Origin of the sequence: Nocardia sp. NPDC050718, assembly GCF_040654235.1 — a bacterium.
Taxonomy (GTDB): domain Bacteria; phylum Actinomycetota; class Actinomycetes; order Mycobacteriales; family Mycobacteriaceae; genus Nocardia.
The window spans coordinates 1,349,871-1,376,722 of sequence record NZ_JBFAHQ010000001.1; the positions used below are offsets into that span (position 1 = coordinate 1,349,871).

The 26,852-nt window shown below is 70.1% G+C and carries 30 protein-coding genes and 1 pseudogene; 8 read left to right on the plus strand and 23 right to left on the minus strand.

Features of this window, described 5'->3' with window-relative positions:
* The first annotated feature begins 46 nt into the window (after positions 1-46).
* From dapE to AB0H54_RS06320, 6 genes are all read left to right on the plus strand, one after another.
* Positions 47-1,141: a succinyl-diaminopimelate desuccinylase gene (dapE, locus tag AB0H54_RS06295; RefSeq protein WP_355276366.1), complete on the plus strand. Its 1,095-nt coding sequence runs from the start codon at positions 47-49 to the stop codon at positions 1,139-1,141.
* Between the two features lie 102 nt (positions 1,142-1,243).
* A complete protein-coding gene (locus AB0H54_RS06300; RefSeq protein WP_355276573.1) occupies positions 1,244-1,981 on the plus strand; it encodes a TIGR00730 family Rossman fold protein in 738 nt (245 codons plus the stop codon).
* On the plus strand, positions 1,978-2,538 hold the full coding sequence (locus AB0H54_RS06305; RefSeq protein WP_355276364.1) for a TIGR00730 family Rossman fold protein: 561 nt from the start codon (positions 1,978-1,980) through the stop codon (positions 2,536-2,538). The genes AB0H54_RS06300 and AB0H54_RS06305 overlap by 4 nt, the downstream gene beginning before the upstream one ends.
* A gap of 12 nt (positions 2,539-2,550) precedes the next feature.
* Positions 2,551-4,317 (plus strand): long-chain-acyl-CoA synthetase, encoded by a 1,767-nt coding sequence (locus AB0H54_RS06310; RefSeq protein WP_357343182.1) that lies wholly within the window; start codon positions 2,551-2,553, stop codon positions 4,315-4,317.
* A 135-nt stretch (positions 4,318-4,452) separates the two neighbouring features.
* Entirely contained in the window at positions 4,453-5,316 is an 864-nt protein-coding gene (gene folP / locus AB0H54_RS06315; RefSeq protein ID WP_357343184.1) for a dihydropteroate synthase, read from the plus strand.
* Positions 5,313-6,251 (plus strand): glucosyl-3-phosphoglycerate synthase, encoded by a 939-nt coding sequence (locus tag AB0H54_RS06320; RefSeq protein WP_357343186.1) that lies wholly within the window; start codon positions 5,313-5,315, stop codon positions 6,249-6,251. The genes folP and AB0H54_RS06320 overlap by 4 nt, the downstream gene beginning before the upstream one ends.
* Before the next feature lie 72 nt (positions 6,252-6,323).
* On the opposite strand, the pseudogene AB0H54_RS06325 reads toward AB0H54_RS06320, so the two are convergent.
* The 9 genes and pseudogenes from AB0H54_RS06325 to sigE all read right to left on the minus strand — a co-directional run.
* Positions 6,324-6,692 (minus strand): annotated as a pseudogene (locus AB0H54_RS06325) (DUF6640 family protein); the annotation flags it as partial.
* Position 6,693: 1 nt separating this feature from the next.
* A complete protein-coding gene (locus AB0H54_RS06330) occupies positions 6,694-7,281 on the minus strand; it encodes a TetR/AcrR family transcriptional regulator (protein ID WP_357343188.1) in 588 nt (195 codons plus the stop codon).
* A 91-nt stretch (positions 7,282-7,372) separates the two neighbouring features.
* Positions 7,373-8,446, minus strand: a complete 1,074-nt coding sequence (locus AB0H54_RS06335) for an XdhC family protein (protein ID WP_357343190.1) — start codon at positions 8,444-8,446, stop codon at positions 7,373-7,375.
* Positions 8,447-8,539: 93 nt separating this feature from the next.
* Positions 8,540-9,112 carry a hypothetical protein gene (locus AB0H54_RS06340; protein WP_355276354.1) on the minus strand — a complete coding sequence of 191 codons (573 nt, stop codon included), beginning with the start codon at positions 9,110-9,112 and terminating at the stop codon, positions 8,540-8,542.
* A gap of 116 nt (positions 9,113-9,228) precedes the next feature.
* The gene (locus AB0H54_RS06345; RefSeq protein ID WP_218719894.1) at positions 9,229-10,086 is read right to left on the minus strand and encodes a hypothetical protein; all 858 of its coding nucleotides are present in this window, start codon (positions 10,084-10,086) and stop codon (positions 9,229-9,231) included.
* A 182-nt stretch (positions 10,087-10,268) separates the two neighbouring features.
* A complete protein-coding gene (tatB, locus tag AB0H54_RS06350; protein WP_355276352.1) occupies positions 10,269-10,694 on the minus strand; it encodes a Sec-independent protein translocase protein TatB in 426 nt (141 codons plus the stop codon).
* Between the two features lie 34 nt (positions 10,695-10,728).
* Positions 10,729-12,264, minus strand: a complete 1,536-nt coding sequence (locus tag AB0H54_RS06355; RefSeq protein ID WP_357343193.1) for a trypsin-like peptidase domain-containing protein — start codon at positions 12,262-12,264, stop codon at positions 10,729-10,731.
* A 10-nt stretch (positions 12,265-12,274) separates the two neighbouring features.
* Positions 12,275-12,643 carry a hypothetical protein gene (locus AB0H54_RS06360; protein WP_218719897.1) on the minus strand — a complete coding sequence of 123 codons (369 nt, stop codon included), beginning with the start codon at positions 12,641-12,643 and terminating at the stop codon, positions 12,275-12,277.
* Positions 12,644-12,702: 59 nt separating this feature from the next.
* On the minus strand, positions 12,703-13,368 hold the full coding sequence (sigE, locus tag AB0H54_RS06365) for an RNA polymerase sigma factor SigE (protein WP_357343195.1): 666 nt from the start codon (positions 13,366-13,368) through the stop codon (positions 12,703-12,705).
* A 368-nt stretch (positions 13,369-13,736) separates the two neighbouring features.
* Here sigE and AB0H54_RS06370 point away from each other — a divergent pair, with 368 nt between their 5' ends.
* Positions 13,737-14,375: an O-methyltransferase gene (locus AB0H54_RS06370; protein ID WP_357344220.1), complete on the plus strand. Its 639-nt coding sequence runs from the start codon at positions 13,737-13,739 to the stop codon at positions 14,373-14,375.
* Here the strand turns inward: AB0H54_RS06370 and glgC are convergent.
* Entirely contained in the window at positions 14,372-15,589 is a 1,218-nt protein-coding gene (glgC, locus tag AB0H54_RS06375; protein WP_357343197.1) for a glucose-1-phosphate adenylyltransferase, read from the minus strand. The two genes, AB0H54_RS06370 and glgC, sit on opposite strands and share 4 nt — an antisense overlap.
* A 110-nt stretch (positions 15,590-15,699) precedes the next feature.
* On the opposite strand from glgC, the gene glgA reads away from it, so the two are divergent.
* The gene (glgA, locus tag AB0H54_RS06380) at positions 15,700-16,866 is read left to right on the plus strand and encodes a glycogen synthase (RefSeq protein WP_357344222.1); all 1,167 of its coding nucleotides are present in this window, start codon (positions 15,700-15,702) and stop codon (positions 16,864-16,866) included.
* 13 nt (positions 16,867-16,879) lie between these two features.
* Here glgA and AB0H54_RS06385 read toward each other — a convergent pair whose 3' ends face one another.
* From AB0H54_RS06385 to AB0H54_RS06445, 13 genes are all read right to left on the minus strand, one after another.
* Entirely contained in the window at positions 16,880-17,740 is an 861-nt protein-coding gene (locus AB0H54_RS06385) for a putative RNA methyltransferase (RefSeq protein ID WP_357344224.1), read from the minus strand.
* Complete coding sequence (locus tag AB0H54_RS06390) at positions 17,737-17,904, minus strand: DUF3117 domain-containing protein (protein WP_011211259.1); 168 nt, start codon at positions 17,902-17,904, stop codon at positions 17,737-17,739. Before AB0H54_RS06390 ends, AB0H54_RS06385 begins: the two co-directional genes overlap by 4 nt.
* 105 nt (positions 17,905-18,009) lie before the next feature.
* Positions 18,010-18,642, minus strand: coding sequence for a DNA-3-methyladenine glycosylase I (locus tag AB0H54_RS06395; RefSeq protein ID WP_357343199.1), 633 nt, complete (start codon positions 18,640-18,642; stop codon positions 18,010-18,012).
* Positions 18,639-18,959 (minus strand): DivIVA domain-containing protein, encoded by a 321-nt coding sequence (locus AB0H54_RS06400; protein WP_355276342.1) that lies wholly within the window; start codon positions 18,957-18,959, stop codon positions 18,639-18,641. Before AB0H54_RS06400 ends, AB0H54_RS06395 begins: the two co-directional genes overlap by 4 nt.
* A 37-nt stretch (positions 18,960-18,996) precedes the next feature.
* Positions 18,997-20,133, minus strand: a complete 1,137-nt coding sequence (locus AB0H54_RS06405) for an Mrp/NBP35 family ATP-binding protein (protein WP_357343201.1) — start codon at positions 20,131-20,133, stop codon at positions 18,997-18,999.
* Between the two features lie 144 nt (positions 20,134-20,277).
* Positions 20,278-20,862 carry a hypothetical protein gene (locus AB0H54_RS06410; RefSeq protein ID WP_357343203.1) on the minus strand — a complete coding sequence of 195 codons (585 nt, stop codon included), beginning with the start codon at positions 20,860-20,862 and terminating at the stop codon, positions 20,278-20,280.
* Positions 20,859-21,257, minus strand: a complete 399-nt coding sequence (locus tag AB0H54_RS06415) for a hypothetical protein (protein WP_357343205.1) — start codon at positions 21,255-21,257, stop codon at positions 20,859-20,861. Before AB0H54_RS06415 ends, AB0H54_RS06410 begins: the two co-directional genes overlap by 4 nt.
* A gap of 78 nt (positions 21,258-21,335) precedes the next feature.
* Positions 21,336-22,049 (minus strand): hypothetical protein, encoded by a 714-nt coding sequence (locus tag AB0H54_RS06420; RefSeq protein WP_357343207.1) that lies wholly within the window; start codon positions 22,047-22,049, stop codon positions 21,336-21,338.
* The gene (locus tag AB0H54_RS06425; protein ID WP_357343209.1) at positions 22,046-22,378 is read right to left on the minus strand and encodes a hypothetical protein; all 333 of its coding nucleotides are present in this window, start codon (positions 22,376-22,378) and stop codon (positions 22,046-22,048) included. Before AB0H54_RS06425 ends, AB0H54_RS06420 begins: the two co-directional genes overlap by 4 nt.
* 97 nt (positions 22,379-22,475) lie before the next feature.
* Positions 22,476-23,333, minus strand: a complete 858-nt coding sequence (locus AB0H54_RS06430) for a lytic murein transglycosylase (RefSeq protein WP_357343211.1) — start codon at positions 23,331-23,333, stop codon at positions 22,476-22,478.
* A gap of 96 nt (positions 23,334-23,429) precedes the next feature.
* Positions 23,430-24,812 carry a lytic murein transglycosylase gene (locus AB0H54_RS06435; protein WP_357343213.1) on the minus strand — a complete coding sequence of 461 codons (1,383 nt, stop codon included), beginning with the start codon at positions 24,810-24,812 and terminating at the stop codon, positions 23,430-23,432.
* Between the two features lie 138 nt (positions 24,813-24,950).
* Complete coding sequence (locus AB0H54_RS06440; RefSeq protein WP_355276333.1) at positions 24,951-25,541, minus strand: DUF1003 domain-containing protein; 591 nt, start codon at positions 25,539-25,541, stop codon at positions 24,951-24,953.
* Entirely contained in the window at positions 25,534-26,829 is a 1,296-nt protein-coding gene (locus AB0H54_RS06445; protein WP_355276331.1) for a CBS domain-containing protein, read from the minus strand. Before AB0H54_RS06445 ends, AB0H54_RS06440 begins: the two co-directional genes overlap by 8 nt.
* Positions 26,830-26,852 lie beyond the last annotated feature (23 nt).

Below are 26,852 nucleotides of genomic sequence, written 5' to 3' on the forward strand. Positions count from 1 at the left end.
CCGGCGAACCCGCGAGTCGGATCGGCGTCCGTACTACTGTCGAGATGTGACTCTCGATTTGCATGCCGACCCCATTCAGCTGACCGCCGCCCTGGTCGACGTTCCCAGCGTGTCGCGCGACGAGGCCAAGATCGCGGATCTGGTGGAGCAGGCATTACGGGAGCAGACCACCGGGTTCGAGGTGCTGCGGCACGGCAACGTGGTGCTGGCGCGTACGCAGCGCGGGCTGCCGACCCGGGTGATCCTGGCCGGTCACCTCGACACCGTGCCGATCGCCGACAATGTGCCCAGCCGCCCCGACGAGGTCGGTGGCGAGCCGGTGCTGTTCGGTTGCGGCACCGTCGACATGAAGTCCGGCGACGCGGTGTTCCTGCATCTGGCGGCCACCATCGCCGACCCGGCCCACGATCTGACGCTGATCTTCTACGACGGCGAGGAGATCGCCGCCGAATTCAACGGCCTCGGCCACATCGAGCGCGAGCTACCGGAGTGGCTCGACGGCGACCTGGCCATCCTGGGCGAGCCCTCCGGCGGCTGGATCGAGGCGGGCTGCCAGGGCACGCTGCGGGTCCGGCTGACCACCTCGGGGGTGCGCGCGCACTCGGCCAGGGCCTGGCTGGGCGAGAACGCCATCCACGGTCTCGCGCCGGTGCTGGCGCGGCTGTCGGCCTATGCGGCGCGCGAGGTCGACATCGACGGCTGCGTGTACCGCGAGGGACTGTCGGCGGTGCGCGTCTCCGGTGGGGTCGCGGGCAATGTGGTGCCCGATGTCGCCGAGGTGGATGTGAACTTCCGTTTCGCGCCCGATCGCACCGTGGAGCAGGCCGTCGCGCATGTGCGTGAGGTCTTCGCCGGGCTCGATGTCGAGTTCGTGGTGACCGACTCCTCGCCCGGCGCGTTGCCCGGCCTCACCGCGCCCGCCGCGCGCACCCTGATCGACTCGGTCAACGCCCACGGCGGCGGCGGGGTCCGCGCCAAGTACGGCTGGACCGACGTCTCCCGCTTCGCCGCGCGCGGCATCCCCGCGGTCAACTTCGGCCCCGGCGACCCCAATCTCGCGCACAAGCGCGACGAGCACGTGCCGCTGAGCCAGATCACCGCCGTCACCGCGATGCTGCGCACCTACCTGTCAGCCCGCTGACGACTGGTGTTCGACCCGACCCAGTAGCGTGGGGGTATGTCTACCGATTCCGCTGATCAGGCCGGGAAGGTCAAATCCACGGCGAAGTTCCGGGGGCCGGTGATGTTCCGGCGCAATCGCAAGCAGGGCATGCGGACCGCCGACCGGAACCTGCTCGACTCCCGGCAGGACAGCGATTGGGTGCACACCGATCCGTGGCGGGTGCTGCGGATCCAGGCCGAGTTCGTCGAGGGTTTCGGCGCGCTGGCCGAGGTGCCGCCCGCGGTGACCGTCTTCGGTTCGGCGCGCACGCACCGCGACGATCCCGAGTACATCGCGGGCCGGGAGATCGGCGCCGCGCTCTCGCACGCGGGCTTCGCGGTGATCACCGGTGGCGGTCCCGGCGCGATGGAGGCCGCCAACCGCGGGTCCTCCGAGGCGGGCGGCTATTCGATCGGGCTCGGCATCGAGCTGCCGTTCGAGCAGGGGCTCAACGAGTGGGTCGACCTGGGCATCAACTTCCGGTACTTCTTCGTCCGCAAGACGATGTTCGTGAAGTACTCGCAGGCCTTCGTCTGTCTGCCCGGCGGTTTCGGCACCCTCGACGAGCTGTTCGAGGCGCTGACCCTGGTGCAGACCCGCAAGATCACCCGGTTCCCGATCATCCTGTTCGGCAGCGCCTACTGGTCCGGCCTGGTCGACTGGCTGCGGAACACGATGGCGGTCTCGGGCAAGATCTCCCCGGAGGACCTCGACCTGATCCAGATCACCGACAGCGTCGACGAGGTCGTGCGGATCATCCGTGGCGAGACCGGCGATCACGCCGACATCGAGCGCCTCGGCACCGAGGACCAGTGGTGAGCGCCCCCTACTCCGTCTGCGTCTACTGCTCCGCCAGCACCACCGATCCCGGCCTGATCAGCCTGGCCGCCCGCGTGGGCACCGAGATCGCCCGGCGCGGTTGGCAACTGGTCTCCGGCGGTGGCCACGTGTCGATGATGGGCGCGGTCGCCACCGCGGCCCGCGCCGGCGGGGCGCACACCGTCGGCGTGATCCCGAAACACCTGGTGCACAAGGAAGTCGCCGATGTCGACGCGGGTGAGCTGCTCGTCACCGACACCATGCGCCAGCGCAAGCAGCTGATGGAGGCGCGCGCCGACGCGTTCCTCGCGCTGCCCGGCGGGGTCGGCACGCTCGAGGAACTGTTCGAGACCTGGACCGGCGGCTACCTCGGCGAACACGCCAAACCCGTGGTGGTGCTGGATGCCGACGACTTCTACGGCGGACTCTTCCGCTGGATCGATGAACTGTACGAACGCAGAATCGTGACGCAGCAGGCGCGCGACCGCATCACCGTGGTCACCGATCTGCCCGCCGCCTTCGCTGCGCTGGAACCGGCCGCACCGGCCGAGGGCTAGGAGAGATTCGACGTGAGCAACGACGCCCGCTCGACCGTCAGCGTGTTCGACCTCGCCAAGGCGCTGCCCGCGATGGCGCTCGACGCGCCCGGCATGCTGCGCAATGCGCGCGGAATGCTGGTGGGGCCCAAGGACAAAGCCTCCATCGGCCTGTACTTCCAGCGGGTCGCGCACCGCAGGCCCGATCGGGTGTTCCTGCGGTTCGAGGGCCGCTCCTACACCTATCGCGCCGCCAACAGCGAGGTCAACCGGTACGCGTCGGTGCTGTCCGCGCGCGGGGTGCGCCGCGGCGACGTGGTCGGCGTACTGATGACCAACCGGCCCGAGACCCTGTTCACCGTGCTCGCGGTGCTCAAGCTCGGCGGCACCGTCGGCCTGCTCAACTACAACCAGCGCGATCAGGTGCTCGCGCACAGCATCGGCCTGCTCGACAGCGTGCTCACCGTCGTCGGCGCCGAGTGCGGGGAGGCGCTGGACTCGCTGCCCGCGCCCGCCGAGAACCTGCTCACCGCCGAGGAACTGGCCGAATCTGCCCGCACCGCACCGGATGCCGACCCGGCGGTGTGCGCCCAGGTGACCGCGGGCGAACGCGCGTTCCTGATCTTCACCTCCGGCACCACCGGCCTGCCCAAGGCCAGCGTGATGACCCACCACCGCTGGACCAAGAGCATGGCCGGGCTCGGCGGTCTCGGGGTGCGGTTGCGCGCCGAGGACGGCCTGTACTGTTGCCTGCCGCTGTATCACAACAACGCGCTGACGGTCGCGCTGTCGGCGGTGCTGGCGGGCGAGTCGACCTATGTGCTCAGCCGCAAGTTCTCGGCCTCGGGCTTCTGGGACGAGATCGCCCGCGAACGCGCCACCGCGTTCATCTACATCGGCGAACTGTGCCGCTACCTGCTCAATCAGCCGGTGCGCCCGGCCGAGCGGAACAACCGGGTGCGCCTGGCCGTCGGCAACGGGCTGCGGCCGGAGCTGTGGGACGAGTTCCGCCGCCGGTTCGGGATCGGCCGGGTGGTGGAGTTCTACGGGTCGAGCGAGGCGCCGCTGGCGTTCGTCAACGCCTTCGGTCTGGACCGCACCGCCGGCCTGTGCCCGCTGCCCTACGCCGTCGTCGAATACGACGACGAGACCGGCAAGGCCAAGCGCGGCCGCGACGGCAAGCTGCGCCGGGTGCGCTCGGGCGGTGTCGGCCTGCTGCTGGCCAAGGTGAACGACCGCCAGCCCTTCGACGGCTACACCGACAAGCGGGCCTCGGAGTCCAAGCTGGTGCGCGACGGCTTCAAGCGGGGCGACTGCTGGTTCGACACCGGCGACCTGGTCCGCGACCAGCACTTCTGGCACATCGCCTTCGTCGACCGGCTCGGTGACACCTTCCGCTGGAAGGGCGAGAACGTGGCGACCACCGAGGTGGAGGGCGCGCTCGACCACGACGAGAACATCGAGCAGGCCGTGGTCTACGGCGTCGACATCCCCGGCACCGACGGCAAGGCGGGCATGGCCGCGGTCACCCTGCACCCCGGCGCGGAATTCGACGGCAAGTCGCTGGCGGCCACCGCGTACCAGCGCCTGCCGATGTACGCGATCCCGCTGTTCGTCCGGGTGGTCGCCGAACTGGAACAGACCTCGACGTTCAAGAGCCGCAAGGTGGAGCTGCGCAAACAGGGCTACGCCCCCGACAGCGACAGTCAGCTGTACGTCCTGTCGGGCCCGTCCACGGGCTACGTCCCCGCCTACGACGGCTACGCCGCCGACGTCGCGGCCGGTCAGGCCCCGCGCTAGCAAGGTAACGTCTGATCTCGCATGAACATGGGTAACTCGTCGGGCAAGCCCGAACCCCGACCACACGACCAACCGCCTGCCCGAAGCACCAGCAGTAGCGGCTCCGAGCCGTCGGCAGAAACCGCGGAGAGGCGGGTGAGCCCGACGTTCTGTGGGCGGCCGGTGGCGACCGATCGGGCCCTGGTCATGGCCATCGTGAATCGCACCCCCGATTCGTTCTACGACCGCGGCGCCACCTTCAGCGACGAGGCCGCCATGGACCGGGTGGCGCGGGCGGTCGACGAGGGCGCCGACCTGGTCGATATCGGCGGGGTGAAGGCCGGGCCGGGCGTCACCGTCGACGCGGCCGAGGAAACGCAGCGGGTGGTCCCGTTCGTCGCGGCGATTCGCGCGAAGTATCCCGACCTGTTGATCAGTGTGGACACCTGGCGCGGCGATGTCGCGCGCAGCGCGGTCGAGGCCGGGGCCGACCTCGTCAACGACACCTGGGCGGGCGCCGACCCCGAGCTGGTGCACGTGGCCGCCGAGCTGGGGGCGGGCCTCGTCTGCAGTCATACCGGCGGGGCGATTCCGCGGACACGCCCGCACCGGGTCCGCTATACCGATGTGGTGGCCGAGGTGACCGCGACGGTGGTCGCCGCGGCGGAGAACGCGGCCGCGGCCGGCGTCCGGCGCGATGGGATCGTGATCGATCCCACCCACGATTTCGGGAAAAACACCCATCACGGGCTCGAGTTGTTGCGCGGAATCGACGGTCTTGTAAAAACCGGATGGCCAGTCTTGATGGCACTGAGCAACAAGGATTTTATCGGGGAGACTTTAGGTGTCGGTCTGACCGAAAGGGTCGAGGGCACATTGGCGGCGACGGCTTGGTCGGCCGCCGCGGGCGCTCGAATCTTCCGGGTCCACGAAGTCGCCGAAACCCGGCGGGTGGTGGACATGATCGCCGCGATCCAGGGCATCCGGCCCCCCGCACGAACTCTGCGAGGTCTGGCATGAAAATCCAACACCGCGAGCCCGCCTGGGCCACTACCCACACCTGGGACACCCCTGACTGGACGGTCGGCGAACTGGTCGCCGCCAAGGCGGGTCGCACCGTCTCGGTGGTGCTGCCCGCGCTGAACGAGGAAGACACCGTCGCCGCGGTGGTGGCCAGTATCCGGCCGCTGCTCGGCACACTCGTCGACGAACTGATCGTGCTCGACTCCGGCTCTACCGACGCCACCGCCGAGCGCGCTCGCGCGGCGGGCGCCGAGGTGATCACCCGCGAGGAAGCCGTGCCCGAGCTGGAGCCGGTCCCGGGCAAGGGCGAGGTGCTGTGGCGCTCGCTGGCCTGCACCACCGGCGACCTCATCGCCTTCGTCGACTCCGACCTGATCGACCCCGACCCCGCCTTCGTGCCCAAGCTGCTCGGCCCGCTGCTGACCATGCCGGGCACCCACCTGTCCAAGGCCTACTACCGCCGTCCGCTGCGCCAGGGCGAGGCCGTCGACGCCAACGGCGGCGGCCGGGTCACCGAACTCGTCGCCCGCCCGCTGCTGGCGGCGCTGCGACCCGAGCTGTCCCAGGTGCTCCAGCCCTTGGGCGGCGAGTACGCGGGCACCCGCGAACTGCTCACCGCCGTCCCGTTCGCCCCCGGCTACGGCGTCGAGATCGGCCTGCTGCTCGACACCTACGACCAGATGGGCATGGACGCCATCACCCAGGTCAACCTGGGCGTGCGCACCCACCGCAATCGCCCGCTGGCCGACCTCGGCGTGATGAGCCGCCAGATCCTCGGCACCGCGCTGGGCCGCAGCGGCGTCATCGACTCCGGCGCCGCCCTCACCCAGTTCCCGATGATCGGCGGCGAATTCATCGCCCACGCCACCGAGGTCTCCCTCGAAGACCGCCCCCCGATGAAAACCCTCCGCCCCGAACAAGTCGCGGCGTAGTCGTCGACCGCACCGGGCGCCGAGCGCGGCGGCCACGGCAAGGACGGTCAGCAGGATCAGCGACAAGAGGACCTGGGGGTGCAGGCCCAGGGGTGCGGGGTTGTCGAAGCCGGGGTCCTGGATGGCGGTGCCGGGGAACAGGAATGCGGCGAGCAGGCTCAGCCAGGGGGTGGCGAGGAGGGCGCAGGCGGTCAGGAAGTGGGGTCGGGTGGAGTCGCGCAGGAGCAGGTACAGGGCGATGGCGCCGAGCAGGATCGACATCACGATGTACTGGGCGTCGTGGAACTTCGCGTGTGGGGGCCAGGCGTCGTTGCCGAGGTGCTGGTCGGCGCTCGCGGGAATGACGAAATCGGCCAGTAGCGCGCCGAAGACGGTGACCAGGCCGACGAGGACGGCGAGCAGCAGTGGGGCGGAGCGGGTTACGGGGGTGGTGGTCGTCATGTCACGAAGGTCCTTGCTGGAGTGGGGTATTCGGCCGGCGCAGGAAGTCGTCGACGACCGCCTGGACGTAGTCGAGGTCGAAGGTGCGGTGGGCGACTAGCCTGCGGAAGAACAGCGGGCCGTGCAGCTGGTCGACGGCCAGGTCGACATCGAGATCGGCGGGCAGATCGCCGCCCTCGACCGCCGCGGTCAGGATCGCGCGCACCACCCGGGTGCCCGACCGGTACAGCGACTCCTTGACCGCCGCGAATGCCGGGTCGACGGCGGCTCTTTCGATCAGCACCCGCATCGCCTGCTCGCTGGCGGGCTCGTGCAGCATCGCGCGGGTGCCCGCCAGCTGGGTCAGCAGGTCGGCGCGCAGGTCACCGGTCGGCGCCGCCTGGGAGGCGGTGATGTGCCAGGTGATGGTGGCGCGCACCAGCTCGGTCGGCTCCGGCCACAGGCGGTACAGCGTGGCCCGGCTGATCCCGCTGCGCGCCGCGACCGCGCTGTGCGTCAGCCCGGCCAGGCCCTGCTCCACGAGTAGTTCCCTGGCCGAGACCAGCGCGGCCTCGCGACTGCGCACGGTCCGGGGATCGGGTGGGCGCACAGCACCTCCTGTGAGACAAACTGTTTCAAATCTATGAAACAGACTGTATCGAAGTTCGGGCGGCAAGAACAGGGGCGGGCGCGGATTCGGCTCAGGGTCGGTGGATCGGGCCGTCGAGATCGGCCAGCGGCCGGGCCGACGCGCCGCCGCGTTCGGCGAGGATCTGCGCCAGCACGGAGATCGCGGTCTCCTCGGGGGTGTGCGCGGCCAGGTCGAGCCCGAGTGGGCTACGCACACGGGCGATCTCGGCCGCCGTGAGCCCCGCCTCGCGCAGGCGCGCGGTGCGGTCGGCATGGGCGCGGCGGGAACCGAGCGCGCCGACGAAGGCGACGGCGGGCAGGCGCAGCGCGCACGCGAGCATCGGGACGTCGAACTTGGCGTCGTGGGTGAGCACGCAGACGACCGTGCGCTCGTCGACCCGGCCCGCCCGCCGCTCCGCGTCCAGATACCGGTGCGGCCAGTCGACGACCACCGCGTCGGCCGCGGGGAAACGGGCCGGGGTGGTGAAGGTTTCGCGGGCGTCGACGACGGTGACGTGATACCCGAGCTGGGTCGCCGCCACGGTGAGCGCCCTGGTGTAGTCGTTGGCTCCGGCCAGGATCAGCCGCGCGGGGGAGCGGAAGACCTGGACGAAGGCGCGCGGCCGGGTGGCGGCGGCCGGGGTGCAGTCCTGGGCGCCGACGAGACCGCTGTGGCCGGCGGCCAGCAGCGCGGCCGCGTCCCGGTCGAGGTCGCGCCACGGCTCGACCCGGCCCGGGTACAGCAGCCTACGATCCGGCGTTGCCTCGAGGGTGGTGGCGTAGGCGATCGGTTCGTGTGCCGCGAGCGCGGTGACGAGCGCGCGGATCAGGGGGCGATCGGTCGCGTCGAGGCGTTCGACGAAGACCTCGATCTCGCCGCCGCAGGGGAGGCCGACGGCGAACTCGTCGGCCGCGGCGAAGCGCTCGGTGCTCGCGTGGCCGTCGCGCAGGACCTGGCGCGCGGTGGTGACGACCGCGGCCTCCACGCATCCGCCGGACAGCGATCCGATCACCTGCCCGTCGGCGGCGACCGCCATCGCGGCGCCGGTGTCGCGGGGTCCCGGCCCGGTCCGATCGATGATCCTGGCCAGCGCGACGGGCTGCTCGGCCGGCAGCGCGAGGATCGCTCCGAACAGCTCTCGCATCGCGCACCGGCCTCTCCACGTCCACCGATTCGCCATTGTGACCGTGCTGACCAGCCTAGCTATCGCGCAGCGTCGGCGCGCGGCGAGCGGAGCTCAGTCGAGGATCTCGCGGTGCTGCAGGTCGCCGGGGATCGCGGCATCGTGGAAGAAGGCGCGGAAGACCTCCGCCGCGCGTTCGGCGGTGAAGACCTCTTCGGGATAGACGTAGGTGTCGTCGTCGCCGTGCGGCAGGTAGACCGTCGGCAGGCCGAGCCTGCCACCGGGGAAACCGAGGGTGTAGCGGCGGGTGACGTGGTCGATCGTCATGCGTAGCTGGAGGGTCATCGCGTCGGCCGAGCCCGCGCAGCGCAGCGCGAGATCGCCGCGGGCGCCACTCACCGCCGTGGTGACCTCCGTGGCGGGCATCGGCTCGGGCAGCACGGTCAGATCGAGCGCGTAGCGCTGCCTGCCGTCCATCCGGCGCAACGGGCGCAGGAAGCTGTCCACGTCCTCGTGCGGGCCGATGAAGACCTTCAGGCGGTCGCTGTAGGTGAGGCGATGGGTCGCGACGATGACGTCGGCGGCGGTCGACTCGGCCTCGAAGGGCGGGACGGGTCGGGGATCCTGGGTGCCTGCCGTCCGCACGGGCAGGACCCGGCACGCGCTGGCCTCGGGAGACGAGAACATGTGACGCTCACCTACTCACATTCGGTTACTCGCTAGCAATCTAAACATCGTCGTCGTTCTGTGCTGCATAACAATAGCGTGATGCAGATCACAAAGTGAGCTTAGTTTAGATCTAACTATGGACGAACCCGGGTCGTAGCCAACCTGGGGTCGGTTTCGTGGCGATAAACCGGGGTGAGCAGGTCGGCATCCACGGGTTCGCCGGAGGTGCGGTCGTATCTGACTGCGATGAGGACCGAGAAGAGGTGGCTGCTGGCGCGTTCGTGCAGGGTGGCGAGCCGGGTGGCCAGCAATCGGATCGCACCCAGCGAGCCGGGCGGATGCAGGCCGTCGATCAGCATGACGCTGCCGCGCCGGTCGGGACGGGGCAGCCGGGCCAGGTAGGCGATGTCGTGTGGTTCGGTGCCGCCGGGCCGGTAGACGCGGCGCGCGGCCCGGTCCTCGATGCCGCGCCGGGTGTCGCCCGCGCGGGTGACGGTCCGGCGCAGCCGCGGATCGGCCACGACCAGCTGGCGCAGGCTGGGCGACAGCTCGGGGCCGCCGAGGATCACCAGGCCGTCGCGATTGAGGTCGACCGGCCTGCCGGGCAGGAAGGTCTCCACGTTCGCCACGAAGCCCAGCTGGCGCAGCAGCTCGGCCAGCCGCTGGGCCGCGGCCGGATCGGGGGCGCCGAGTAGCCGCCCGGCGCGGACCTCGGGCGCGAGCACGGTCAGCGTGCCGTGCCCGAAGAACAGGCCCTCGGGGACCGGTCCCTGGGTGCTCACCTGATGGATGCGCGCACGCGAGAGGCCGGCGGCGGCGCCGATCCGGGCGAACGTCCAGCCCTCGGCATGGAGTTCGCGGATCACGGCGCGCCTGATCCTGGTGAGTTCGTTGATGGTCTGCTGGGCAGCCGCCACCCCGTCGGTGGCTGCTTTGAGTCTCTCGACCTTGTCCTCGATCGCGAAGACTCGTGCCACGTCATCGGCCGACATGTGCGAAGTCTAGACAGCTCGACAGCATTCCGTGTCTATATCGGTTGACATCGAACTGTATTGCGGCACAAGGGCTATCCTGCCCGACTTGTCCGCTATCACAATATTTCGAGGTGAACGCGGCTGTGTTCGGGCTGCGCGACCTCGGGGCAAATGCCGACCGTGCGGTGTGATCCGGCGATCTAGGTGGCGTCGGGGTCGATCGGCGGGCGCTCGTTGTGCCCGAGCGGCTTGGCGAGCGAGGGCGCGGACGACCCCGATCCGCCCGGCATCCCGCTGCTCGTGCCGAACAGTTGCTGCTTGTCGGGCACCGCGGTCTCCAGCTCGCGCAGCACCGAATCGTCACCGCCCAGCAGATGCTTGGTGACGGCGGCGCGCGGGCTCATGTTGCGCAGCTCGTTCAGCTCGGCCAGCGGCTTGCGCAGCTCGTCGAACTCCGGCCCCAGCTCCTCCTTGAGCTGCGAGGTGGCGCCGCTGGCGTAGTCGCGCACCTGGCGCAGGGAACGCGTGGTCCAGCGGACCGCGCCGGGGAGGCGCTCCGGGCCGAGGATCACGAGGGCGGCGACGAGCAGGATCATCATCTCGCTCCACCCGATGTTGCTGAACACGCCGTCCAGGCTACCTGGACGGCGCGGTCGCGGCTCAGTCGGATTCGAGGGTGACCGGGACGTCCACCTGCCTGCCATCCCGGATCAACTGCACGTTCACCGTCTCCCCGATCTTGCGCGCCTGGACGGCGACGACCAGCTCGTCCGGTCCGGTGACCTCACGGTCGCCGATCTTCACGATGACATCCCCCTCGACGATGCCCGCCTTGGCGGCCGGGCTGCCGGGGGCCACGTCGGCGACGGCGGCACCGCTCATCACCTCGTTGGCGACGGTCTTGGTGCGCGCGCTCAGGCCGATCACCGGGTGGTGCATCTGGCCGTCGCGGATCAGCGTCTGGGCGACGGTCTGCATCACGTCGACCGGGATGGCGAAGCCGAGGCCCACCGAGCCGCCGGTCTCGCTGCGGATGGCGGTGTTGATGCCGATCACCCGGCCCTGCATGTCGACCAGCGCGCCACCGGAGTTACCGGGGTTGATCGCGGCATCGGTCTGCACGGCGTCGATGACGGCGTTGGTGTCGCTGCCCTCGCCCGCCAGTTTCACCGGGCGGTGCTGGGCGCTGACGATGCCGGAGGTGACGGTCTTGCTCAGGCCGAGCGGCGAACCGACCGCCAGCACGTCGTCGCCGACCTGCACGTCGGAGGACTTGCCGAGATTGGCCACCGTCAGGTTCTTGGCCTCCACCTTCAGCACGGCCAGGTCGGTCTTGGGATCGCGGCCGACGATCTTGGCCGGGACCCGGGTGCCGTCGGAGAACTGCACCTGGATGGCGGCGCGGTCGGACTTGTCGGTCGCGGCCATCGAGATCACGTGGTTGTTGGTGACCACGTAGCCCGCGCCGTCGATGACCACGCCGGAGCCGGTCGCGCCGTTGTCGCCGACGGTGACCCGGATGGAGACCACCGAGGGCAGCACCGCGTTGGCCACCGCGGCGATCCGGCTGTGCGGCTCCTCGATGCCGGCGGTCTGGTCCAGGGTGACCTTGCGGGAGGTCAGCGTCGACGCGGTCTCGGCGGTAATCCGCCCGACCAGCCCGCCGAGGACGGCGATGCCGAGCGCGAGCACGGCCAGCAGGGCCAGGGCCTTGGGGGCGACCCGGGAGCCGAAGAGCACCTCGCGGGCGGTCAGCTTGGGGGCGACGGGCAGGCGCTCGGGTTCGGGGGTCTCCACCGCCGGTGCGCCGAGGCGCGCGGCGGCGGCGGGATCACGCCAGGGATCGACCGGCCCGGCGACGACGGTGCGCGGCTCGTCGGAGCCCGGTTCGCGCTGCAGCAGCTCGTCGGAGCCCTCGGGACGGGCGAACGCCTCGGCCAGCACGCCGTCCGGCGGGCGCTGGCTGACCAGCTGATCGGCGTCGGCGGCCGGACCCGTCCGCTGCGGGTCGTGCGGTGCGAACGAGCCGGTCTGGCCGTTCGGGCGACGGAACGCGTGCGCGGTATGACTGTCGATGTGCGGCCGGTACACCGGACGCGGGCCGAGGTTCGGCGCGTCCGACGGCCGCAGGTTCCCCCGGTCGGCCGCCGAATCCGCGTGTTCGGTCGATCCGGAATTCGTCGATTCGCCTGTCACGCCCGTGACTCTACTTGCGCCGCCAGGTTGTCCACCGGGTCGCGGTGAAGGAATCGGTGATGAATCCGAGAAATGCCTCGTTACGGCGCGGCGGCTCGGCCGTCGTGCCGGGCAGTTCGGCCAGCGGGATCCGGGTCAGGCTGTCGTGCAGGCTGCGCGGCACGGCCACCTCGGCGGCCCGGCGCAGCGCGATCCGCGCCTGCTGCTGGGCATCGACCTCGGCCGCGCATTCCGGGCACACCGAAAGATGCTGGGCGGCGCGCAGATACGCGTTCATACGCAGCTCGCCGTCGACATAGGCCGCGATCGCCTCGCTGGCCAGATGCTCGGTGGGCTGAAAGCGCGGGGTACGACCTGAGGCACTGGGGTCCACGCTCATACGGAGTTCTTCCTTCCGACCGACATCAACCGAGAGCCTCGGTGACGCCGACAACTGCGTCACCCTGCGTAGGCGTCAGCGGAGTACCGCTGCTCAGTTCCATTATGCGCAAGGTATTCGCGCAGTGCCTGCCGCCCGCGATGGATCCGGCTGCGCACGGTGCCCAGCTTCACGCCGAGCGTCGCGCCGATCTCCTCGTAGGACAGGCCCTCGATGTCACACAGGACCACGGCGGCGCGGAACTCCGGCGCCAGCGAATCCAGTGCTTTCTGCAGGTCGGGATCCAGCCGGGCGTCGTGGTACGACTCCTCCGGCGTCGGGCCGTCGGCGGGCACCCGGTCGTAGTCCTCGGGCAGCGCCTCCATGCGGATGCGGTTGCGGCGGCGGACCATGTCCAGGAACAGGTTGGTGGTGATGCGGTGCAGCCAGCCCTCGAAGGTGCCCGGCTGGTAGTTCTGCAGCGAGCGGAACACCCGGATGAAGGTCTCCTGGGTGAGGTCCTCGGCGTCCTGCGCGTCGCCGGAGAGGCGATAGGCCAGGCGGTACACCCGGTCGGCGTGTTCGCGGACGAGTTCGTCCCAGGAGGGCATGACCGTGCGATCACCGGTCGCGTCGAAGGCGGCGGTGCCGGTGAGTTCGGCATCGAGCTGCTCGCCCTCGGCGGCGAAGAGATCGGCGGGGAGAGTCTGATCGGTCGGTGTGGCGTGACGCGCCGTGTCTACCATCGGGATGGGACACCTCCTACTCGGGACCGCTGGCACGAAACCACGCCGGTCCGGGTCAGCGAACCTTGCTATCGGAATCAACCAGCAACTGTGTGAGGTTGTTCCCGCGTCTCGTACCCGCCGCGATCGGCTGGCCTTGCGTAGGGCAACTATTTCCTGCCCCGATATGGGTCAGATGTGGAGATCCTGAGCGTGACCTGAGAATCCTTATCGATACCGACCCTAGTCCCCCGGAGAAGGGAAAAGCAGCAGTTCCAGCCCCTTCGTGACGTTTCCGCAAACTCGCGGCAATTGTTCGATCGGTGCGCGACACTCACCGGGATCGGCGCATTCGCTGAATACACAGAGCCGTTCGGTGCCCTAGCCTCATAGCTGTGGCATCGAACGTGGAGCGGAACCTGGCTTATGTGGAGGAGTCCGTCGTCGAGGACGAGGTCCTCCTCGAGGCGCGCGAGCGGGCCACCGAACTGGGCGCCGTGCCCGTGCCCGCCTCCGTCGGCGCCCTGCTGAGCATGTACGCCCAGATGCTGGGCGCCCGCGCGGTCGTCGAGGTGGGCACCGGCGCCGGGATCAGCGGATTGTGGCTGCTCGACGGCATGCGCGAGGACGGCACGCTCACCACGATCGACTCCGAGCCCGAGCATCAGCGCGCGGCCAAGGAGGCCTTCCGCACCGCCGAGATCCCGCCCGCGCGCACCCGGCTGATCAACGGCCGTGCCCTCGACGTCCTACCCCGGCTCGCCGACGGCGCCTACGACCTCGTGTTCGTCGACGCGGCCCCCATGGAGCACCCGCACTACGTCGAGCAGGGTGTCCGGCTGCTCCGGGAGGGCGGCGCGTTCATCCTGCACAACGCGTTGCTCGGCGGTCGCGTGCCCGACCAGTCCCAGCGCGACCCGGCCACCCAGGCGGTGCGCGCGGCGACCAGGGCCATCGCGGAGAACCCCGAACTCACCAGCGTGCTGATCCCGATCGGGGACGGGCTGCTCTGCGCCTCGCGCTGCTAACCGACCCAGATGCCCTTGCCGACGGTGACCACCCCGCCGTTGCTGACCGCGAACCGTTCCCGGTCGCGATCCAAGTCGACGCCGATGATCTCGCCCTCGCCGACCACCACGTTCTTGTCCAGGATCGCGTGCCGCACGACCGCGCCCTTCCCGATCCGGACCCCCGGCATCAGCACACTGCCCTCGACGGTGGCGCCGTCGTCGATCATCACATTGGAACTGAGCACCGAATTGCGGACGGTGGCCGCCGACAGGATCGAGCCCGCGCCGACGATCGACTCCTGTGCCAGCCCGCCCCTGGCGAACTTGGCGGGCGGCAGGTTCTCGGCGGCGCCGCGGATCGGCCAGTGCTTGTTGTAGAGGTTGAACACAGGGTGCACCGAGACCAGGTCCATGTGCGCGTCGTAGAAGGCGTCGATGGTGCCGACGTCACGCCAGTAGCCGCGATCGCGCTCGGTGGCGCCGGGCACCTCGTTGTCGGCGAAGTCGTAGACGGCGGCCTTGCCCGCGGCGACCAGCGCCGGGATGATGTCGCCGCCCATGTCGTGGTCGGAGTCGGAGTTCTCGGCGTCGGCGCGGATCGCGTCGACCAGCACGCGGGTGGTGAACACGTAGTTGCCCATCGACGCGAACGTCATGTTCGGGTCGTCGGGGGTGCCGGGCGGGTGCGCCGGTTTCTCCAGGAACTGGGTGATCCGGCCGGACTCGTCGGAGTCGATGCAGCCGAACGCGCTCGCCTCGCTGCGCGGCACCCGGATGCCCGCGACGGTGACGCCCGCACCGGAGGCGATGTGGCTGGCCACCATCTGTTCCGGGTCCATCCGGTACACGTGGTCGGCGCCGAAGACCACGATGTAGTCGGGATCCTCGTCGTAGATCAGGTTGAGCGACTGCATGATCGCGTCGGCGCTGCCGGTGTACCAGCGCGGCCCGAGCCGCTGTTGCGCGGGCACCGGGGTGATGTACTCGCCGGTGAAGCCGGACAGCCGCCAGGTCTGCGAGATGTGCCGGTCCAGCGAGTGCGACTTGTACTGGGTGAGCACGCACAGCCGCAGGTAGCCCGCGTTGACGAGGTTGCTCAGGACGAAATCGATCAGCCGGTACGCGCCGCCGAACGGAACCGCGGGCTTGGCCCTGTCTGCGGTGAGCGGAAACAGTCGTTTGCCCTCGCCACCGGCGAGCACGATCCCGAGTACGTGCGGCTGGCTCCTCACCCTGCTCAAAGTACAGGCTGGGCGGCGCAACGGTGGCTCATGTCGACCCGAGGGTCTAATTTGGACCAGTGAGTTATGGCACCGACAGCGACCTGGCGCCGGCGGAACAGCTGCGGGTCGCCATGCTGACCCGGGAATACCCGCCCGAGGTGTACGGCGGTGCGGGAGTTCACGTCACCGAACTCACCGCCCGGCTACGCGCGCTGGCGGAAGTGACGGTGCACTGCATGGGCGCGCCCCGCAGCGGCGCCGTCGTGCACCGGCCCGACCCCGAGCTCTACGCCGCCAACGCCGCGCTGCAGATGATGTCTGCGCAGTTGCGGATGGCCGACGCGGTCGGCGCCGTCGACGTGGTCCACTCGCACACCTGGTACGCGGGGCTGGCCGGGCATCTCGCCGGCGCGCTCTACGGCATCCCGCACATCCTCACCGCGCATTCGCTGGAGCCGCGCAGGCCGTGGAAGGCCGAGCAGCTCGGCGGCGGGTACCGGCTCTCGTCGTGGTCCGAGCGCAACGCGATGGAGTACGCCGACGCCGTGATCGCGGTGAGCGAGGGCATGCGGCACGACGTGCTCGACGCCTATCCGGCCATCGACCCGACCCGGGTCCACGTGGTGCACAACGGCATCGACGCGACGGTCTGGCATCCCGGTCCGCCCACCGGGGACGAGACGCCCGTGCTGGCACGGCTCGGCGTGCGCGCCGACCGGCCGATCGTGTCCTTCGTCGGGCGGATCACCCGGCAGAAGGGCGTCGGCCACCTGCTCGCCGCCGCCGCGCACTTCGATCCCGACATCCAGCTCGTGCTGTGCGCCGGCGCGGCCGACACCAGGGAACTCGAACTCGAGATCGCCGCCGCCGTCGACGGATTGCAGCGCGAGCGCGGGAATGTGTTCTGGGTCAAGGAGATGCTGCCGACCGAGCAGGTCCGCCAGATCCTGACCGCCTCCGCGGTGTTCGTCTGTCCCTCGGTCTACGAGCCGCTCGGCATCGTCAACCTGGAGGCCATGGCCTGCGCCACCGCGGTCGTCGCCTCCGATGTAGGCGGCATCCCGGAGGTCGTCGACGACGGGGTCACCGGTCGGCTGGTGCACTACGACGCGGGCACGACGACCGACTACGAACAGGGCCTCGCCGCCGCCGTCAACGCCGTGGCGGGGGATCCGGCGCTGGCACGCGGCTACGGCGACGCCGGGCGTGCGCGGGCCATCGCGCGGTTCGACTGGGCGCGGATCGCCGAACAGACCGTCGAGGTGTACCGGAGCGTGTTGAAGTAGCCGCCGCGGGCGATCAGGCGGTCGGGCGGTACGTCGACACCGTGACCGAGGCGGTGACCTCGGTGGTGTCGGGCAGCGCCGCGATGCGCGGGTCGTCGGCGGGGGTGCCGTGGAAGGCCGAGGGGCCCATCGCGATGACGTCGGTGACGTCGCGGCGGGTCAGCTTCATCGGGAACTCGACGCGGGTGTGCGCGGTGCGGTCGAACAGCCCGGAGAGTGATTCGGCGAGCCGCCGCTCCTTGTCGGGATCGACGCGGACCATGTCGAGCGGGCCGACGAGTTCGTTCAGGTGGTCGGCGGTGGGGGTGACGACCACGAAGCGGCCACCGGGCGCGAGGACCCTGGCGACCTCGGTGGGATTGCGTGGCGCGAACACCGACAGCACGCCGGTGAGGGAGTGGTCGCGGATCGGGAGGCCGCGCCAGGCGTCGGCCAGCACCGAGGCCATGCGCGGGTGCGCGCGGGCCGCCCGCCGCGCGGCGGGCTTGGCGACATCGAGCGCGATGCCGAAGAACGTGGGCTCGGCGGCCAGCGCCGCGGCGAGGTAATAGCCGGTGCCCGCGCCGACCTCGAGGATCACCGCCGCCTCGGCGGACGCGGGCGACCGGTCGATTCCCGCCGTGCACGCGTTGGCCGCGGCCGCGGCGATGGGCGCGAAATGCCCGGCGCCCTGGAACGCGGCGCGGGCGTCGAGCATGTCGGCGGTATCGCCGGTCATCTTCGTCGAGGCGCCGGTCAACAGCCCGACATAGCCCTGGCGGGCGATGTCGAAGCTGTGTCCGGTACCGCAGCGCAGCGCGCGATCGCGCGGTCGCAGTTGGTCACCGCACTCCGGGCAGGCCAGGAGCGCGGCGACCTCGGTGAGTGCCGTCAGCTGGTGACGCTCTTCAGTTCGTCACCGAGCGCCGCAGCCTCGTCCGGTGTGAGTTCGACGACCAGACGCCCGCCACCCTCGAGTGGAACCCGCATGACGATTCCACGACCTTCCTTGGTTGCCTCGAGGGGACCGTCCCCGGTACGGGGCTTCATGGCCGCCATCCTCTGCTCCCTCCAGATCTGCGCGGTCTGTCTGCGCACTGATTCTCGTCTGCCGGTTGTCGCCAACCAGCGGGCTCGCCGGGTGTTCGGCGGGCCACACCGGTCCTATTCTTCCCTATTGCCGTCTCGGGCGGACACCTGAGTACGAAATGTGACTCGCGAGTCGGTTCCGTTCGCGGGCGGGCGCACCCAGCAAACCTCCAGGTGATCGTCGACCATCCCGGTCGCCTGCATGAGCGCGTACGCCGTCGTCGGGCCGACGAAAGCGAAGCCGCGGCGCTTCAATTCCTTTGCCAGAGCAATGGATTCGGGTGTGGTGGCGGGCACATCCGCGATCGTCGCCGGGCGCGGGCGTGGCGCGGGCGCGAAGGACCACAGCAGCTCGTCCAGACTCACCGGCAGGTCCCGAGCAACCCGGGCGTTGGCGATCACCGCGTCGATCTTGGCGCGGTTGCGGACGATGCCCGCGTCGGCCAGCAGCCGCTCGCGGTCCGCGGCGCCGAACTCGGCGACCTTCGCGATCTCGAAGCCGGCGAACGCGGCCCGGAACGCCGGCCGCTTGCGCAGGACGGTGATCCAGGCCAGGCCGGACTGGAAGGCCTCCAGGCACAGCCGTTCGAACAGGGCGTCGTCACCGTGCAGGGGCGTGCCCCACTCGGTGTCGTGGTAGTCGCGATACAGCGCGGAGCCGGTCGACCAGGGGCAGCGCTCGCGCCCGTCGTCGGCGAGCTCGGTCACGAGCGATCCTGCCCCGCCGACACCTGCGCCTGCCATTGGCGCAGCTGCGTCACCTCGAGTTCGAGCTCGTCGATCCGCTCGGCCAGCCTGCCCAGCGCCCAGTCGACCTCACCGGCCTTGTAGCCGCGCACCACCTGCTGGAACCGCAACGCGCGCACGTCGGCACCCGTCACCCCGTGCGCGGGCAGCACCGTGGCGGTCGTGCCCTCGGGCAGCGGCCCGAGTTCCTCGGATCGCCCGAACACCGCGCTCGCCACGAGGAACAACATGGCCGCGACCAGTCCGACGATCAGCACATAGAGCAGCAGCGTCAGCATAGGAACAGCCTAGGCACCCCCACCGACAATCTCCGGCTCAGAGGTGCCGGGTGGTGTCGATGCCGAGGGACATGCCGGCCAGGCCGCGCTTGCGGACGGCCAGCTTGTCGGCGACCTCGCGCAGGGCCTTGGCGGCCGGGTTGTCCGGGTCGCCGAGGACGATCGGGGTGCCCGCGTCGCCGCCCTCGCGCAGGGCCTGCTCGATCGGGATCTGGCCGAGCAGCGGCACCGTCGAGCCGACCGCGCGGGTCAGCCGATCCGCCACGACCTGGCCACCGCCGGAGCCGTACAGCTCCATCCGGGAACCGTCGGGCAGGTCAAGCCAGGACATGTTCTCCACCACGCCGGCGATCCGCTGACGGGTCTGCAGGGCGATCGCGCCCGCGCGCTCGGCCACCTCGGCGGCGGCGATCTGCGGGGTGGTGACGACCAGGATCTCGGCGCTCGGGATCAGCTGGGCGATGGAGATCGCGACGTCGCCGGTGCCGGGCGGCAGGTCGAGCAGCAGCACGTCCAGGTCGCCCCAGAACACGTCGGCGAGGAACTGCTGCAGCGCGCGGTGCAGCATCGGACCGCGCCACACCACGGGCGTGTTGCCCTGGGTGAACTGCGCGATCGAGATCATCTTCACGTCGTACGCCATCGGCGGCATGATCATCCGCTCGACCTGGGTCGGGCGGGCGTCGGTGCCGAGCATGCGCGGGATCGAGTGGCCGTAGATGTCGGCGTCGAGCACGCCGACCGACAGGCCGCGCTGGGCCAGCGCGACGGCCAGGTTGGCGGTGACGCTGGACTTGCCGACGCCGCCCTTCCCGGAGGCGACGGCGTAGACGCGGGTCAGCGAGCCGGGCTGGGCGAACGGGATCACCGGCTCGGCCGAGTCGCCGCGCAGCGACTTGCGCAGCTCGGTGCGCTGCTCGTCGCTCATCACGTCGAGATCCACGGTCACCGCACCGGCGCCGGGCACGTCGGCGACGGCCTTGGTCACCCGCTGGACGATCTCGGTCCGCAGCGGGCAGCCCGACGTCGTCAGGTACACCTCGACGTGCACGTCACCGCTCTCGGCGATGGCGATGCTCTTGACCATGCCCAACTCGGTGATCGGCTTGCGGATCTCCGGGTCGTCGACCTTCGCGAGCGCGGCCCGCACATCCGCTTCCGTAATCACTGGCATATGCCCGATTTTATGCTGCGCGGATTTCGGCAACAGTCCTGGGGCCGATCCGGACCACCCGGTGGACACCGGATCACCGAACCCGCCACTCGACCCGGGGACCGTACCCGTGGAACAACGCCCTGGGCTGCTCGGACAGCGCGATCAGCGCCGCTCGGCCCGGCATTGCGCCACCGCGGCGACGAAATCCGGATGCGCGGAAACAATCAATTCGTCCGCGTCCTGATTCATCCACACATCCGCGAAGAAGCCCGATCGACTCCACGCCAGCACGGCCACCAGCAACGCGATCGGCATACACCCGGGCAGGAAGGCCAGAGCCAACGGCACATAGAGCTGCTGCAGCTCCAGGGACACCGCCATGAAGATTCCGGCGATGGTCAGCACGACCGCCAGCAGCGCCAGCGCCGCGATCCATCGTGACCGCCTGATACCGGCCAGACAGAATTCACAGGCCGGGCAGTCGAACCTGACCCTGGCGGCGACCGGAAGCCGCGGCCGAAACGGCGCCACCGACATCAGCATGCCCCGCAACGTCGGCCACTCCGAGTGCGGCCCGTGCGAATTCACGAAGACCGACCGGCGCTCGACCGCAGCCAACCCGTGCTCACTACACACCTCGGGCATCGCCTCGGCCAACACCAGCTCCATCGGCCCCGGCGTAGTGAACACCGGCACCCACTCCGGTTCGACCTCCGTCCCGAACACCACCTGCTCTCGCGAGGTCACGCCAGCCACCCGCGCTGGTTTCGCTCGCGGAAGTACTGGTCGTCGTCGTCCTCGTCATCCGGTGTGACAATGCGCTCGCGATTGGGTCTGCGGGTGCCGGGGACCACGGTGTTCGCCGCGGGTGTCGGCGGCGGGGCCGTGATCGGTTGCGACCGTGGCTCCTCCGTGGCCGGCTGCGATCGGAGCCGCTGCAGGTCCGCCTCGCCCTGTTCGGCCAGTCGCTGCCGCTCGTCGTCCGTCATCGCGGCGAACTGGGCCATGGCGGCGGGCATCGTCCGATCGAGCACCCGGTTGAAGGCCTCGCTGTGCATCAGATCCCGGGCGCTGCCCTTGCCCTCCAGGATTCCGCGAAGCTGATTCTTCAACTGTGGTTCCGTCGCGGTGTCCATCAGCACCCGAAGGGCTCTGGACAATTGCCGGGAGACCCCGACGTCACCGCGGGCGAGATCGTGTATCGGTTCGGGCGCGTTCACTCAGGCTCCCGGATGGTCGTAGTTGGCGGTGGGCAGGACCGGCATCTCCGCCGACTCGACCACCGCGGCCACACCGAAACCCACGCCGGCGATCGCCTCGAGGGCGACATAGCCGGCGTTGAAGGTTTCGACCAGCCTGCCCCACTCCGCGACGACCTTGAGCGTGGTGGTGGTGGCGGCCGCGACAAGAGCCGCGGTAGCGACGATTCCGACGCCGGTGAGGGCGGCGGCCCACTCGATCACCGCGATCGCGCCCCAGTCCAGCACGGTCTGCAACGCGTTGCTCATCGACGTCGACAGGTGGTAGGCGGTCGAGGCGAAGTTGTTGATCTCGGTGGCCATCGCCTTCAAGGGCTCGACCTGCGCGGAGATGGCCGTCGTGAGCTTGCTGAAGTAGGCCTGAGCGCTCGTCGCCGCATTCCCGTCCCAGGTCGCGTCCACCGTTTTCGCCGCGGATTCGACCGAGGTGGCGAAGGCCGAGTTGTAGGCCGCGAGATTCTCCACGGCCTTGCCCGCCTTCTGCAGGGCTTCCCAATCGCCGGAGATCTTGGTGGTCACCCACTTGAGCGGGTCTGTTCCGAGGACGTTCTCGCACCACTTGCACGCCCAGTAGGTCGGCGAGATGGCATTGGAGGTGATCAGGAACTCGAACTGGTCGTTGAGCGGATCCGCGAGCGCGGGCTCGACCAGGAGCTCGGCAGGGGTGGTCGTCACGGCTGACCACCCGCCGGGTAGGTCCGGTCGAGCTCGTCGGCCAGTGCTTTGTCGGTGGTGCGATACACCTGCGCCACCTTGGTCAGTTCGGTCGCCGCGGCCTCGGCGAGGCTGCCCAGCGTGGCGTAGTTCGGCGTGAGTTTGCCGTGCGCCTCGGCGACGGCGCTGAGTCCCGTGCGGATCAGCCCGCCGTCGCCCCACACAGTGTTGTCCAGTACCAGCCACTTCTCCAGGTACGTGGCGACGTTCGCGTTGGCGTCGGCGAGCGCCTTCAAACTCGCGGCGAAGGTATCCACCGCGTCCGGTTCGACCTTGAAAACCTCGGACATCACCAGCCCCCTTCCGGCCGCGCGGCGGAAGCCGCGCATGGTCGGGGCACTCTCACATACCCGGCCCGCTCAGTGCAAACGTGCCCGGAACCGCGGCTCAGATGCGGGGGAGGTCCGAGGGCTTGGGGGCCATGCCGTTGGAGTAGGAGGTGGACCAGGCCATGACGTTGGCTACGTAGGCCATGGAGTTGTTGTAGCGCAGGATCGCCTTGGACTGCTGGGAGAGGTCGCGCATGTTGAGGCCGCCGTCGCAGAGGTAGCGGCCCGCGGTGAGGGCGGCGTCGAACAGGTTCTGCGGGTCGGCGACGCCGTCGGCATTGCCGTCGGCGGCGTAGCGGTGCCAGGTCTCGGGGAGGAACTGCATGGGGCCGATGGCGCGGTCGTAGCCGCCGAGGCCGTCGAGTTCGCCGCCGTCGCTGTCGTGGATGACGTTGTTGCCGTAGAGGCTGCCGTCCAGGACCGGGCCGTAGACGGCCTTGATCGGGTTGCCGTCGGCGTCGGCCTTGCCGTACGCGTGGGTGGACTCGACCCGGCCGATGCCCGCGAGCAGCGACCACGACATCCCGCAGGTCGGGTTCTCCACGGCCAGCTGCTCTTCGGCGTTCTGGTAGGCGGCGACCGCGATGCCCGGAATGCCGAGCGGGCCTGCGGGCAGGTCGGCGGCAACGCGATCATTCGGCTGCGCAACGGTTTTCACGATCGGCGCGGCCGAGGGCGACTGGCGCGCCTCCGCGTGGGCGATCTCGGCGATGTCGGCCTGCGGCGCGGCGGCCAGCTCCGGCGCGGCCTCGGCATCGGTGCCGGGCAGGTCGTGCTCGACGGCCGCGTTGCTGGCGATGGTCGCGTCGGTCGCGGCGGCGGTGACGGCCACGAGCCCGGCGGGGACCAATCCGGTCAGTGCGATGAGCGAGCTACGTCGAACCGTCGTAGCAGGCTGTTTCCGATGACGACCCACTGTGTGGTGCCCTCCTCAACCGTGTTGGATGAGAAGAGATTACCGCACCCGAGACCTTTTTGTTACCCCTCCGTGACCTGTATTTCGGTTTGATTTCTAGGGAACGGCCGGACCGGGCGGCAGCGGGATGACGATGTTGAACGGCAACGTGATCCCCGGCTGCTGGGTGGGCGCCACCGGCGCCTGCTCGACGGGCGCGGGTTCCTCGGTCGGCTCGATGCCCGGCTCCGGGGTCTTCTCCGGCGCGGGCGCCGTCGACTCGGCGGGCGCGGGCGCGGCGGTCGTGGCCGGGGTGCAGACCGGCGCTGTGGCCTGCTGCTCGGCCGCCTGCTGCTCGGGGCTCGCCTGCTCGGGTTGTGCCGGATCCTTCGGCGCCGCAGCGCCGTAGGTCTGCTCGACGGGCTTGGCCGGTTCGAGCGGGTTCGGCATCTGGGCGGGCGCCGGGTCGCTGACGCAGACCTCGGGGGCGGGCGCGACCGGCGCGGGGCAGAAGATGCCGCACGGGATCGGCGGCAGGCCGGGCAGGGTGATCATCACCTGGGTCGGCGTGGTCACCTTCGGCGTGTTCGGCGGCAGCTGGTTGGTCGTCGACGGCGGCGCCGCCGTGACGGACCCGTTCGTCGAGGCGGCCAGCACGTTGGGCGAGACCATCGGCGCGCTGCCCGGCGGCACGATGCCGGGGGAGATGGCGACCGAGCTCGGCGCGCCGCCGGTGCGGTAGGCCGCCGACCAGCTGAGCACGTTGGCCGCGTAGGACATCGAGTTGTTGTAGCGCAGCACCGCGCGCAGTTCCTGCGACGCGTCGCGCAGGTTCAGCCCGCCCGAGCACAGGTACTTGCCCGCGCCCAGCGCCGCGTCGAAGACGTTGTGCGGATCGGCGGTGCCGTCGCCGTTGCCGTCGGCGGAGTAGAGCGCCCAGGTGCTGGGCAGGAACTGCATCGGGCCGACGGCCCGGACGAACCCGCCGTCGGCCTCCTTGATGATCTCGTTGCCCGGCAGCGTGCCGTCGAGCGCGGGACCGAAGATCGGGGTGGTCGAGGTGCCTGCGGCGTCGGTGCGGCCGCTGCTGGCGTGCCCGGACTCGATGCGCCCGATGCCGGCCAGCAGGTTCCAGGTGAGCCCGCAGCCGGGCTGGGCGGTCTCCATCGCCAGCTCCGCGTTGCGGTAGGCCGCGAGCACGATCTCGGGGATGCCGAGCGCACCGCTGCCGGTGGGCAGCGAGATGCTCTGCAGCGGAACCGTTCCGGCGAAGGGCGCCAGGCTGTTCGCGGACGGGGAGAGCGCGCGCAGCTTGCGCGGCGCCTCCTGGGCGATCGGCAGCAGCCCGACGATCTCGGAGGGATCGGTCTCCGGAGTGTCCTCTGCGGTGCTCGCGGTCGCGGCCAGGAGTGCCTCGGGTGCGGTGGGGGCGGTGCTCGGGGTCGCGGTCTGCGCGGCCGACCCGGAGGCGACCAGTCCAGCGACGACAAGGGCCGACATCGTTATCGGAGCAGAGATTCGCACGGCCACACCAACCCTTTACGTCGAAGCAGCGGCACCGCAGAGTCCCCCTCCGGCCCGCCCGGAACAACGTGATCCAGGTTACCTACCGGTCAGGAAGTTGTAGAGCATTTCCGGTTACTCGTCTGAACCACCTGGCGAAACCGGGGCAGGAGAGGGCGTTTGACCGGAGGTTTTCTTGCGTGCGGCTTTTCGCTTCTTCTCCGGCTTCGGCGCGCCGTCGGGCGCGGTGACCGCGTCGATCCGGTCCAGCACGTCCTTGATCTCCTCGAGCTCGCGGCGCAGGTAGTCGCGGGTGGCGACATCGCCGACGGCCAGCCGCAGCGCGGCCAGCTCGCGGGCGAGGAACTCGGTGTCGGCCTTGGTCTGCGCGGCCCGGCTGCGGTCCTCCTCGAGCGAGACCTTGTCCCGATTGTCCTGGCGGTTCTGCGCCAGCAGGATCAGCGGCGCCGCGTAGGCGGCCTGGGTGGAGAAGGCCAGATTGAGCAGGATGAACGGATACGGGTCCCAGCGCAGCGCGACCACGAACACGTTGAGCACGATCCAGACGATGACGATGATCGTCTGGATCGCCAGATACCGCCCGGTCCCGAGGAATCGCGCCACGCGCTCACTGCTGCGCGCGAACGCCTCGGAGTCCCAGTCGAGGGTGAATCGCGAGCCGACCGGGGTCTCCAGTCGCTGGCGGGCCGGGTTCTTCTCACTCACGCTGGGCCCTTTCGACATGGGCGAACGGCTGCTCTTCTTCTTCGCGCCAGTCCTCGGGCAGCAGATGATCGAGGACGTCGTCGACGGTCACCGCGCCGAGCAGATGATTCTCCGCGTCGACCACCGGACCGCAGACGAGGTTGTAGGTGGCGAAGTATCGGGTGACCGCCGAGAGCGGCAGTTCCGGCGCCAGCGGCATCAGATCGGTGTCGACGATCCCGCCGACCAGGTGCGCGGGCGGTTCCCGCAGCAACTGCTGGATGTGCACGCAGCCGAGGTAGCGGCCGGTGGGGGTGGCGGTCGGCGGGCGAACGACGAAGACCATCGAGGCCAGCGCCGGGGTCAGGTCGGGATCGCGGACCCGGGCCAGTGCCTCGGCGACGGTGGTCGACGGGCTGAGCACGATCGGTTTGGGCGTCATCAGACCGCCCGCGGTGTCGGGGGAGTGCGCGAGCAGCCTGCGGACCGGCTCGGATTCCTCCGGGTCCATCAGGGCCAGCAGGGATTCGGCTTCGCTCTCGGGCAGCTCGCCGAGCAGGTCGGCGGCGTCGTCGGGGTCCATCGCCTCGAGCACGTCGGCCGCGCGGCGCACCTCGAGATGACCGAGCAGGTCCACCTGGTCGTCGTCGGGCAGTTCCTGGACGACGTCGGCGAGCCGTTCGTCGTCGAGCGCGATCGCCACCTCGATGCGGCGCTTCTCCGGCAGCTCGCGCAACCGGTGCGCCACGTCGGCGGCGCGCAGGCCCTCGTACTCCTCGAGCAGGGAGGTGACGTCCTGGCCCGGCCTGCCAACCTCGGCCGGGGTCAGCCCGTGGACCTGCGACCAGTCCACCACGTGCACGGTGCGCCTGCGCCCGATCCGCCGGTGCCCGCGCACCGCGACCCGCCCGATCACCCAGTCCCTGGTCCGGCTCTGCTCGATGCCCAGGTCGGCCACGTAGACGTCGACGCCGTCCAGGTCCGGCAGACCGGGATCGTCGACGCGCACCTGTGAGTCCACGATCTGCGCCAGCGCCAGCATCTCGCCGGGTCGCTGGGCGAATCGCCGCAGGCTGACGGTGCCGGTGTTGAGCGTGACGATGCCCGGCTCGATCGCGGTGACGCGCAGCATCGGGACGAAAATCCGCCGCCGGGTGACCAATTCGACGACCAGGCCGTGCACCCGTGGTTGCTGCCGCCCGTGCCGGACGGCCACGACGACGTCGCGGACCCGGCCGATAGACTCCCCGTCCGGACCCAGCACCGTCAGGCCGGCGAGCCGGGCGACGTACACCCTGGTGGTTGCCATGACCCTCAGGCTAGGCGGTCCAC

Bases quoted from the DNA above. Each gene is read 5' to 3' on its own strand.
- AB0H54_RS06445 (WP_355276331.1), bottom strand. From the start codon at position 26,829: ATGGCAACCACCAGGGTGTACGTCGCCCGGCTCGCCGGCCTGACGGTG.
- AB0H54_RS06335 (WP_357343190.1), bottom strand. From the start codon at position 8,446: ATGCGAGAGCTGTTCGGAGCGATCCTCGCGCTGCCGGCCGAGCAGCCC.
- AB0H54_RS06340 (WP_355276354.1), bottom strand. From the start codon at position 9,112: ATGTTCTCGTCTCCCGAGGCCAGCGCGTGCCGGGTCCTGCCCGTGCGG.
- sigE (WP_357343195.1), bottom strand. From the start codon at position 13,368: ATGGTAGACACGGCGCGTCACGCCACACCGACCGATCAGACTCTCCCC.
- AB0H54_RS06360 (WP_218719897.1), bottom strand. From the start codon at position 12,643: ATGAGCGTGGACCCCAGTGCCTCAGGTCGTACCCCGCGCTTTCAGCCC.
- AB0H54_RS06425 (WP_357343209.1), bottom strand. From the start codon at position 22,378: ATGTCCGAGGTTTTCAAGGTCGAACCGGACGCGGTGGATACCTTCGCC.
- AB0H54_RS06400 (WP_355276342.1), bottom strand. From the start codon at position 18,959: ATGCTGACGCTGCTGCTCTATGTGCTGATCGTCGGACTGGTCGCGGCC.
- AB0H54_RS06300 (WP_355276573.1), top strand. From the start codon at position 1,244: ATGTTCCGGCGCAATCGCAAGCAGGGCATGCGGACCGCCGACCGGAAC.
- AB0H54_RS06390 (WP_011211259.1), bottom strand. From the start codon at position 17,904: ATGGCGGCCATGAAGCCCCGTACCGGGGACGGTCCCCTCGAGGCAACC.
- AB0H54_RS06320 (WP_357343186.1), top strand. From the start codon at position 5,313: ATGAAAATCCAACACCGCGAGCCCGCCTGGGCCACTACCCACACCTGG.
- AB0H54_RS06435 (WP_357343213.1), bottom strand. From the start codon at position 24,812: ATGTCGGCCCTTGTCGTCGCTGGACTGGTCGCCTCCGGGTCGGCCGCG.
- AB0H54_RS06405 (WP_357343201.1), bottom strand. From the start codon at position 20,133: ATGCCAGTGATTACGGAAGCGGATGTGCGGGCCGCGCTCGCGAAGGTC.
- AB0H54_RS06345 (WP_218719894.1), bottom strand. From the start codon at position 10,086: ATGTCGGCCGATGACGTGGCACGAGTCTTCGCGATCGAGGACAAGGTC.